Raw genomic sequence first — 2966 nt, forward strand, 5'->3', positions numbered from 1 at the left:
ACCGTCCCGCGGTCGGTTTAGTCCCTGCACCTTTCCTTGTCCGGGTATTTCCTGTGTGTATTTGCTGTTGGTGCTGCGCGCTCTGCGATACCGTTCTGCGGTAGTAGGTGCTAAGGGTTCTGCAATGGCGGCAGCGTCATAGTAATATTTCTTTTCCTTTGAAAGCAGGAAGATATGTTCATAGCAGCGGGTCGGGCGGTCTTTGCAGCTTTCCGGCATAGGATTTTGTTTTTGCCATATAATATCGCTCCGTAGATACCACCCCTGTTCCCGTAGGGAAAACGCCAAGAGCCAGGGAATACCGATTAAGTCCTTTTGTTTGCAGCCGGTAACGCGGCTGTTCCTTGCAATCCGCTGTCCGGTGCGTCCCTTTGGTTTTTTTGGGTCAGCATAGCCGCCTTTATTTCCTGTGCCGCAATAGGTGTCTGCGATATTCAGCCATAACGTACCGTCCTTTCTAAGCACCCGGTAAAGCTCGCGAAAAACAGAGGTCAGCCTGTCAATATACTGTTCCGGCGTATCCTCCTGTCCGATTTGTGCGTCAAGCCCATAGTCCCGCAGCGCAAAGTACGGCGGGCTTGTAACGCAGCAATGGACGCTTTCACTGGGTAATTCCTGCAAAGCACAAAGCGCGTCCCGGTTGATAATCACGTCTGTTTTCATAGGCTGCTCACTTCCTCCGGCTTCGTCGTCATAATGCGGTAAAGCTCGGTATCTTTCGGGAAATGGTCTACAAAGGGCAGCACCACATTTCCATAAAAGATAAGTCCCTCGCCTGCTTCGGTATGGGTTACATACTTCATCTGTTGCGGGGAGATATTAAGCTGCTTTGCAAGGATAGCCCGGTCGCCCTGCGCCTGATTGAGCATGAGGACAAAATCAGAGTTTTCAAAGATATTTTCCACCTCGCGTGAAGCAAGCAAGTCCTTAATATTCTGTGTGATAGCTGTCGGTATGCCGCCCCATTTACGGAAACGCTTCCAAATCTCCACACTGTAAGCTGCGGTCTGTTCCTCTTTTAAGAGCAAGTGAAATTCGTCCATATAGTAGCGGGTGGACTTTTTCTCTGCCCGGTTAATGGTAACGCGGTTCCATATCTGGTCTTGCACAATGAGCATACCTAACTTTTTGAGCTGCTTTCCAAGCTGCTTTATATCAAAGCAGACAAGGCGGTTAGAAAGCTCCACGTTGGTTCTGTGGTTGAATACGTTAAGGCTGCCGGAAACATACAGCTCCAATGCTGCGGCAATGCGGGCAGCTTCCGGCTCCGGCTGCTTTAACAGCTCGTCGTAAAGGTCGCCCAAGATAGGCATTTTCTCCGGGTCGGGGTCAGCAAGGTAGTCCCTATACACATTTCTTACAGCGCGGTCAATGACGGTCTTATCAACAGGCTGTAAGCCCTCCTTGCCGCCAATGACAAGCTCGCAGAGAGAAAGGATAAAATCGCTTTTCAGTGCAAGGGGGCTGTCGTCCTCGGAATAGTTGAGGTTCATATCCATAGGGTTCACATACTGGGGCGTACCGTCCATACCTTTGCCTGTCGGGGATAACCGTATCACTTGCCCGCCAAGCCGTTTTACAAGGGCAAAATACTCCGCTTCCGGGTCGCAGATAAAAATATCGTCGTCGGTAATGAGAAAAGCATTTGTGATTTCCCGCTTTGCCGCAAAGGATTTTCCGCTGCCCGGTGTTCCCAAGATAAGCCCGTTTGGATTTTTAAGCTGCTTGCGGTCGCAGAGTATCATGTTGTTTGACAGGGCATTTAAGCCATAATACAGGGCAGCCCCAGTCTGAAATAGTTCCTGTGTGATGAACGGGATAAAAATAGCGGTGCTGCTCGTCGTCAACCCTCTCTGAATAGGGATAAGGTTCTCGCCCAAAGGGATAGAGGACATTAGCCCCGCTTCCTGCTGATAGTCAAGACGGGTCAAGGCGCAGTTGTATTTCTGTGCAATGCCCGCCGCCGCGAAAATGTCATTTTCCAGTTTCCGCTTCGTGTCTGCCATGTTTACCACAAGGAACGTCAGCAGAAACATTCGCTCGTTGCGGCTCTGTAAATCCTGCAACAAATTCTTTGCTTCATTCCCAAAAGTGGCAAGGTCGGACGGGAGTATGTCAATATCGTAACCGCTTCTAACTGCTTTTTTCTGTTCCTCAATCTTCATCTTGTCAAGGTCAGTGATTTTGCGCTTAATGGTCTTGATTGCTTCCGACTGGTCGATACTTTTAATATGGAGATTGACAATAACCCCTGTTTCCAAGTCCAACATATCCGCTAAAATACGGTCGTTTAACTCCGGGGCAAGGATTTCAAGGAACGATACCGCCCCCGTTTTTTTCCCCATAGCAAAGTAGCGTCCCTCCCCGAACTTGAAAGAGGACGGGGCGATAAAGTCCTTTGTGGTAAGCCCTGTCGGGGTCAGCCAGTCATAGGAGAATGAGAACGGCTCGCCTGCCGGGTGGAATACCCCATGCAGCACCTTTAAGCGTTCATAGCCGGATAAGGGGTGCGCCGATACGCCAAGCACCTTGAAATTGTTGAGTACGTCCGTTTCGATACGGGAAAGCCGCGCCCTTGCCGCCGCCGGATTGTCCGCTTCAATGGAAAACGTGATGTACTTGTGCTTTACAAGCCCGTTGTTCCCTTTGGCAAGCTGCATTTTCAGCATATCGGAATATTCGGTGCGGATAGAGTTAAAATCATCATTTTGCGGCGGGATATGGATTGCCCGCGCTGCCTGTTCCTGCTGTGAACCTTGATTGATAAACGAAAGCTGCACATTTACGCTTGCGTCAAAGTAATTGAGAAAATCGCACCAGTTTTCAAAAATGGCGGTCTTGTCGTCTGCCTGTGCAAGCTGATAGTTAATGTCCTCAAAGGCAATGCTCTTTGAATATTTCCGCTGTGCCACTTTGCAGATACCGTCCGGGTACATGGCAAGGTAGGGAATGGTCTGCTGTGCGGT

Annotated in this window: 2 protein-coding genes; both read right to left on the reverse strand. The window is 49.8% G+C overall.

Annotated elements, in window-relative coordinates; all coding sequences use genetic code 11:
• Positions 1 to 663: DNA-methyltransferase (locus DWX32_RS18930; protein WP_147398516.1), on the reverse strand; the 663-nt coding region annotated here is incomplete at its 3' end.
• The coding region (locus tag DWX32_RS18935) for a VirB4-like conjugal transfer ATPase, CD1110 family (protein WP_243037640.1) at positions 660 to 2966 on the reverse strand (2307 nt) is incomplete at its 5' end. The genes DWX32_RS18935 and DWX32_RS18930, both read right to left, overlap by 4 nt.

The sequence above is a fragment of the Blautia sp. AF19-13LB genome (genome assembly GCF_003479105.1).
GTDB classification, from domain to species: Bacteria; Bacillota; Clostridia; order Lachnospirales; family Lachnospiraceae; genus Fusicatenibacter; species Fusicatenibacter saccharivorans.